5 protein-coding genes are annotated in these 6,679 nt (G+C 72.5%); all 5 read right to left on the bottom strand.

The genetic code is table 11. The features are described 5' to 3' along the window. Positions 1-118: 118 nt before the first annotated feature. From FLM69_RS10855 to FLM69_RS10835, 5 genes are read right to left on the bottom strand one after another with little or no spacing between them, the layout of a single operon-like run. Positions 119-556: a DUF3322 domain-containing protein gene (locus tag FLM69_RS10855; RefSeq protein WP_255502835.1), complete on the bottom strand. Its 438-nt coding sequence runs from the start codon at positions 554-556 to the stop codon at positions 119-121. 44 nt (positions 557-600) lie between these two features. Then, a complete protein-coding gene (locus FLM69_RS10850; protein ID WP_135019549.1) occupies positions 601-3,957 on the bottom strand; it encodes an ATP-binding protein in 3,357 nt (1,118 codons plus the stop codon). Beyond that, a complete protein-coding gene (locus tag FLM69_RS10845; protein WP_010079828.1) occupies positions 3,954-4,634 on the bottom strand; it encodes a DUF4194 domain-containing protein in 681 nt (226 codons plus the stop codon). Before FLM69_RS10845 ends, FLM69_RS10850 begins: the two co-directional genes overlap by 4 nt. After that, positions 4,634-6,097 (bottom strand): DUF3375 domain-containing protein, encoded by a 1,464-nt coding sequence (locus FLM69_RS10840; protein WP_135019550.1) that lies wholly within the window; start codon positions 6,095-6,097, stop codon positions 4,634-4,636. Before FLM69_RS10840 ends, FLM69_RS10845 begins: the two co-directional genes overlap by 1 nt. A 49-nt stretch (positions 6,098-6,146) precedes the next feature. Beyond that, a complete protein-coding gene (locus FLM69_RS10835) occupies positions 6,147-6,512 on the bottom strand; it encodes a GNAT family N-acetyltransferase (RefSeq protein WP_036382406.1) in 366 nt (121 codons plus the stop codon). Between the last annotated feature and the right edge of the window lie 167 nt (positions 6,513-6,679).

The raw sequence follows: 6,679 nt of genomic DNA, 5'->3' as shown, positions 1-6,679 counted from the left end.
TTCTTGCTTTAATTCTTGAAATTGGTTAGCTTCTTGTCATTCTTCAGCTTTTTCTGTTTTTGCTGCACTCGTTGCAGCTGTTTAGTCGGTGTCTACTCATTTAGTGTTTTTTTTTTTTTCAAGCAGAAGACGGCATACGGTATGTAGCTCCGTCTCGTGGGCTCGGAGATGTGTATAGGAGACGGGCCTGGCCCAGCCGCCGCATCGCTGCGACGCGCTCCGCGAAGACCCGCTGCTCCCGCGCCTCGCGCCCGCCGACCCACGCCACGAGCGCGTCCGGGGTGACCGCGTGGACGCGTACGGGCACCTGTTGCCGCCCGACGCTGCGCCAGCTGCGCTCGGCCCACTCCACCCGGATGCCCGCGGGCAGGGTGGCGGCCCGCCAGCCCCGTGCCCAGGACTGCGCGGCCTGCGGGTCGGCGAGGACGACCTGCTCCGTGGGCGGCTTGAGCGGCAGCGACCACGCGGGGGTGGGCACCTCGCCGAGGGTCCACCCGCGATGCGACCGGGCCAGGGCCCGACGCGCCAGCTCGCGCGCCGCCTCCGGAGCCACCATCGGCCAGGCCCCCGTCCCATCCCGGCCCCGTCCCGTCGCCCCGCTCACTTCTCCTCGTCCTCCCACATCACCTCGGCGATCTGGGTGAGCCGCCGCGTCGGGTTCTCCACCGTGGTGATGCCGCCGACGTAGGGGGCGATGGTCTGCAGGAGCTTCTGAGGGGTGGCGAGCACCATCTGGAAGCCGAACTCCACGAACACGTCCATGGCCATGCGCGTGTAGCGGGCGTCGGCCTTGTCGAACGCCTCATCCAAGATCACCGTCCCGTACCGCGGGCGCGGGTCCTCGGGGGCGGCCAGCTGGTAGCGCAGAGCCGCGGCGAGGCAGAAGACCACGAGCTTCTGCTGCTGCCCGCCGGACATCGCGGCGCCCGAGTCGTACGTGGCGTGGACGGCGCCGGCGTCGTCGACCTCCTGCGCGAGGAAGGTGACGTGCTCGCGCGTGTCCAGGCACTGCTGCCGCCACACCCGGTCCACGTGGTCCGAGGAGGCGAGGCGGTCCATGATCCCGGCCAGCGCGGTGTAGCGCCGCTCGGCATCGTCGAGGGAGTCGTCGGCCCACGCGTTCTCCGCCACGGCGGAGAGGTCGCGGAGGAACTGCTGCGCCGCCTCGGGACGACGCACGCGCACACGCAGGTGCAGGAACCGCCCCTCGTCGAAGGGGGAGCGCCGCAGCGCCGAGTTGATGGGGTCCACGCGGTCCTCGATCTCCCCGGGCGCGGTGCTGATGGCCCGGTGGAGCTCGCCGAAGAGCACGGAGGAGCGCTCGTGCAGGATCTGGTGGAACCGGTCCTCGTGCTCGGGCAGCCCCTGCCCCACGATGCGCTCGAGGATCGCCAGGTACGTGCCGCGGTCCTCGACGCCGGGCGAGGCGTCCGCGGCCGCCACCGCCCACTGGCGGGAGAACTGCGTGGTGAGCACGGTGCAGCGCTCCCCCGCCTGCGCACCCGCGGAACGCGCGCGTTCGGCCAGCGCGCTCACGTCCCGGCGCACGAGGTCGGCGCTCTCCGTCAGGGCGGAACGCGTGGCGGAGCGGCGCACGGCCCGGAAGCGGGCGTCGAGCTCGGCGGTGAGCTCCGCTGGGAGCGGCTCGCGGCCGGTGCTCTCCGCCTCGAGCTCTCGCGCCTCCTGGGTGAGCTCGGCTCGGCGGCGCTCGGCCTGGGCGGCGGCCAGTCGGGCCTCGTCAGCGGCCTGGCGGGCGGTCCGGAGGTCCTGCTGGGCGGCCTCGTCCCTGCGACGGGCGGCCTGCAGATCGCCGCTGGCGGCGCTGAGCTCATCCGCCTGCGCCCGGAGGTCCGCGATCCGGCGCTCCAGTGCCGCGTGGTCCACGTCCGTCCACGGGGTCTCGAGCACGCTGCGCAGAGTGGCGCGGCGCCGGCGCTCCGCATCGGCCCGCTCCTGGGCCCGCTGGACCTCGCCCTCGACGACGGCGAACGCCGCCTGGCGCGCGGCGCGCTCCTCGACCAGCACCTCCAGCTTCGCCGCCGGATCGCCGAGGACCCAACGGGAGCGGTCATCCACGCGGAACCGGTCGTCCTTCTCGTACCGCGTGGCGGAGAGCTTCACCTGGCCGGCCGCCGTCACGGCCCGCTCGTGCCGCGCGAGCTCGGCGGCCGTACTGACACACGCCAGGTCGAACCGCTCGGAGAGGCGGGCCTGGAGCCAGTCGTGGAACACGCCCTGCTTCACCGTCACCTTGTGCACGAGGGAGTCCTGACTGCTCGCGGGCCGGATGGCGGCCCGCGTCGGCCTGACCTCCTCGAACCGCAGTCGCACGCCCAGGTGGCGCCGGTCGATCCAGGTCCGGGCCGCCGAGAGCAGCCGCGTGGGGATCAGCAGGGTCAGCGAGAGCGGGGCGAGCACGCGCTCGATCGCGCCGGTCCACTCCTGATGGCGCGCGTCGACGTCGAGCAGCTCGGCCACGAAGGGCACCGCGTCCGTCCGCACGCCCAGGTGCTCCGCCAGGTCCTCCCGGACCGACGCCAGGTGCCGGGGCACGGTGCTGCCGCGGCGGCGCAGGGCCGTGATGTCCGCCTCGAGCTCGCGCACCGCCTCCCGCAGGCGGCTGAGCTCGGTCAGCTGGGCGTGGCTCGGCCCCGGGTGCTCGGGCGGCGCCTCCAGGTCCGCGGCGATGGCCGCCTGGAGCTCGCCGAACTCGACGGCGGTACTCGGCTCCGCGTCCACGTCCGCCGCGCGGAGGCGGTTCGCCAGGACGGCGCGCCGAGCCAGACGCTCCCGGTGCTGCTCCCGTGCCGCGTCGATCTGCCGTCCGAGCTCCCCGACGCGGTCCCCGCCCACGCTGGCGAGCGCGATCAGGGCGTGCTGGCGCCGCTGCTCCGCGCGCTCCTGCTCGGCGTCGGCCTCGGTGCGCGCCGCGTGAAGGCCCGCGAGCGAGGCCTGCACCTCCTCGAGCGCCCGCCGGATCTCCGCCAGGAACCTGGCCTGGTGGTAGGGGTGGATGGCGGCCTCGAGGCGGCGCAGCCTGGACTCCTCGGCGACGGCGGCCTCGTACTCCTGTGCGGCCGTGCGCACCTCGAGCAGGTGGTCCCGCTGCCGGCGCAGGTCCACGACGCGCTCGTACGCGGTGCGCAGCGCGCCGAACTCCTCGACCGCGCGGTCCGCCATGGCGAACGTCGGCGGCCGCTCCAGCATGTGGTTGCGGAACAGCTGGTCCAGCGAGTCCAGCCCCTTGGCGGACTGGGTCCGGTGCAGCAGGTGCAGCGCGGCGTCGTCGCGGATGCCGAACACCGAGCGCAGGCGCGCGTAGAACGGGCCGTGACCGCCGTTCGTGGTGACGACGGCCTGCGGCCAGCGTGCCTGCACACGGCGGGTCCTGATGCCGTCGTCGATCAGCGTCTGCAGTTCGGCCAGGTCCACGGCAGAGCGCTCGAGCAGGCACAGGTCCTTCATGTCGGCCCGGGACATCGCGGTGCCGCGCAGGAAGAACTGTCGGCACAGCGAGACGACGCCGCCCGCGCCGTCGCGATACGTGAGGACGACGCCGGCCCACGTGGCCCCGGGGCGCAGGTACGCGGAGACCACGCGGTCCTCGTCCTCGTCCTGCCGGCGGGTCCACGCGCCGCGCACGTAGGAGACCAGGCCGCGCGTGGCCGTCCGCTCCGCCCCGCCCTGCGCGGCCTGGTTGAAGCGCAGCCACTTGTCCGGGGTGAGGACGGCGGCGATCGCGTCCAGGATCGAGGACTTGCCCGAGCCCGAGGGCCCCGTGATCAGGTGCCCGCGGCGCGAGACGGGGAAGCGGTGGATGCGACCGTCCATGGTGCCCCAGTTGGCGATCTGGACCTCCTCGAGGCGCCACTGGCGGATGTCCGCTGTGTCGCGGCCGGGGAACTCGATGCCGAGGTCGAACGTGTCCTGCTCCTGCGCGGGATGAGGTGCGGTCATCGGTCGTCCTCCTGGGTCGTGACATCCGCGTCGTCGTCGTTCTGCCCCGCCGCGATCTCGCGGTACAGCTCGGTGAACGCCCGGGCCTCCTCCGGGCCGATCATCACCTTGAGCACCGGCGAGACCTCGGCGCGGTCGTCCTCCAGCTGCTGGAGGACGGAGAAGCTGTTGAGCATCTTGGTCCACGAGCTGTTCAGTCGGCGCGCCCACCCGGAGTCGTCACCCTGCTGGTACACGGCCAGCTGCTCGAAGACCTCGTCCCGGCCCACGATCACGCGGCGTTCGCCGGCCGCCGTCAGCAGGTGCTGGCGCAGGACCAGGAGCATCGCGGTGTCCAGGAACGTCATGGACTTGGAGCGCAGGGCGGCCGGCACCGCGATCTCGTCCGTCGCGACCCTGCGTGTGAACGCGAACTCGTCATGCTGGTCGATCACCACGTCGAGGAACAGGTCGTGCAGCCGCGAGCGGATGGCGGCCTCGTCGGCGATCAGGGCCTGCCACAGCTGGGGGCGACGGCGGCCGGAGAGGTACGGACCCTGGAGGAGTTCGAGCAGTGCGCGTCGTGACTGCTCTCCGAGCGTGCCGAGATCGCCCTCCCACAGCGTGGGCGCGGCGCCGGCGGTATGCGCAGCGTCCGTGGCGGGCGGAGTCGCCGCGTCGTCGGAATCCGGGGTCATCAGGGGAGCCTTTCGGTGAAGCGGTGGCGGATCACGTGCGCGGAGTGCATCCCGGCGGCGGCGGGCCAGCGGAGGAGGTCGACGGCGTCGGGGTCCACTTGGCCGTGCTGCGCGGCGAGGGAGAGGAGTCCGACGACGCTCGCCACCCCCTGCGTGGCGGGGTGCAGCTCGAGGACGTCGGCGACCGTGGCCGAGGCCGGCGCGCCGTCCTTCCCCTCGAGGGTGCGGTTCACGTTCTCGCGCAGTTCCGTGAAGTCGATCTCCGTCTCACGGGCGAGCGCACGCAGGGCGGCCATGTCCACCGTGGCCACGGCGGCGTCCTCGAGGGCAGGACCGACGTCGAACTCGCGGGGATCGTGCAGGGAGATCTCCCCGACGGAGCGCAGGGACATGCCGGTGAGGTCCAGGTCCCGCCCCGTCTGCCGGTAGGGACGCGTGGCCGGGGCGGCGTCGGCGGCGGCCCTGAGCGCCTCCCGGAGGGCCACGTGCAGACGGCGGTCCCGGTGGTACTCCTGGGAGAGGACGTAGCGGCGCAGGCCGCGGGCGAACTCCGTGAGCGTGTCCTGCACGGCGGACGAGCCGTCCTGCAGGGTGCGTGCGAGGCCACGCACCGCACGCCGCGTGGCGGGCGGCAGATCCGCGGCGAAGTCGCGCTCGAGGACGGCCCGGATGTCGGCCTGGAACGCCGCGGACATCGCGGGGTCCCGCACCATGCGGGAGAACGCGGCGAAGGTCTGGCCCTCGTCCGAGGACTCGATGAGGTCCACGCCGCGGAACACGTTCTCCAGGACGTCGCCGGGAAGCCCCTCGTCCGTGAGGATGCGACGCCGCAGCTCCTGATTGAGCTCCCCGAACCGTGCCCGGACCCGGGCGAAGTCCACGGGGAGGTCGGCCGCCTGGGTGAGCACGTCGTCGAGCCGCTCCACCGCGCGTCGCTCATCCAGCACGGTGTCCTCACCGGAGGCGATGCGCTCGATGCGCTCCGCCAGGGCCTGCTGCTCAGCCCGCAGGGCGGCCAGCCGGCGGGAGGTGTCCGGGTCGGTCTCGAGGGCCAGCTGATGGAGCGCGGTGAGGAGGGAGACGAGGCGGGACTCGGTGACGCTCGCGCGCGGTGCGAGGAGCTGCTCGACGACGCGGAGCCCCTGCCGCGCGGCCGGCGTCAGCTCGTAGACCTCCTCGCGGGCCTCGTCCGCGATGCGCCGCTCGAGCAGTCCCGCCTGCCGCCAGTCCTCGCAGTACGCCTTGGCTGTCCGCCCCGAGAGGTCCAGGTGGTCCCGCAGGGTGTCGAGCTCGGCGTCGAGGGCGTCATGCAGCTCGTGCGTGGGCAGGCTCGCGTTCGGGGCGCCCAGATGGGTGGCGAGGACGCCGGCCACGAGGGGCAGGGAGTCCATGCGCAGCATGCGCAGGGCGACGTCGTCCTGCACGAGGCGGTGGACCCGGAGCGCCTGGGCGAGAGAGGACATGGGACCAGTGTTCCAGGTGGGTGTCAGTCCAGGTCGTTCGCCGGCAGCCTCACTCCCACGGCACGGGCGTCGTCGTGCCGTTCTCCCAGTCCTGGCGGAGCATCGCATAGGCCACGGAGGCCACCGGCTCCCCACCCTCCACGGGCCAGCCCCGCCGGTAGTGGGCCTCCTTGACCCAGCCGGCCCGCTGGAAGGTGCGGAGCATCGGCGAGTTGTCCTCGCGGGTCTGGCCCTCGAACCGGTCGACGTCCGGCATCGTCTCGAACACGTGACGGGTCAGCGCGGTGAGGATCTCGACGCCGAGGCCTCGGCCGCGGAACCGCTCGGCCACGCGCAGGTCGAAGAGGGGAGTGGGGTCGGTGAGCGCCTCGCGGTCCGGGCCGGCGGGGTCCAGCAGGGTGAGGGTGGTGGTCATCACTGCATCGTAGAGGAGAGCACCCGGGACGGGGGCCAGGCGCTGTCTCTTCTCCACATCTGCCGCTGCCGACGATCGCATACGTCTCACGCTTCGGGGTCCGCCGATCTCTTATCATACACCCATTCAACAAACATCACATCACCATTCACATGCATACTCGAGAG

The organism is Micrococcus sp. R8502A1 (assembly GCF_006704135.1).
GTDB lineage: Bacteria > Actinomycetota > Actinomycetes > Actinomycetales > Micrococcaceae > Micrococcus > Micrococcus luteus.
The sequence above is the reverse complement of the archived record's forward strand: the minus strand, read 5'-3'. Positions and strand labels throughout refer to the sequence as shown.

Excerpts from the sequence above, each read along its gene's own strand:
- FLM69_RS10855 (WP_255502835.1), bottom strand. The coding sequence starts at position 556 with ATGGTGGCTCCGGAGGCGGCGCGCGAGCTGGCGCGTCGGGCCCTGGCC.
- FLM69_RS10840 (WP_135019550.1), bottom strand. The coding sequence starts at position 6,097 with ATGTCCTCTCTCGCCCAGGCGCTCCGGGTCCACCGCCTCGTGCAGGAC.
- FLM69_RS10850 (WP_135019549.1), bottom strand. The coding sequence starts at position 3,957 with ATGACCGCACCTCATCCCGCGCAGGAGCAGGACACGTTCGACCTCGGC.
- FLM69_RS10845 (WP_010079828.1), bottom strand. The coding sequence starts at position 4,634 with ATGACCCCGGATTCCGACGACGCGGCGACTCCGCCCGCCACGGACGCT.
- FLM69_RS10835 (WP_036382406.1), bottom strand. The coding sequence starts at position 6,512 with ATGACCACCACCCTCACCCTGCTGGACCCCGCCGGCCCGGACCGCGAG.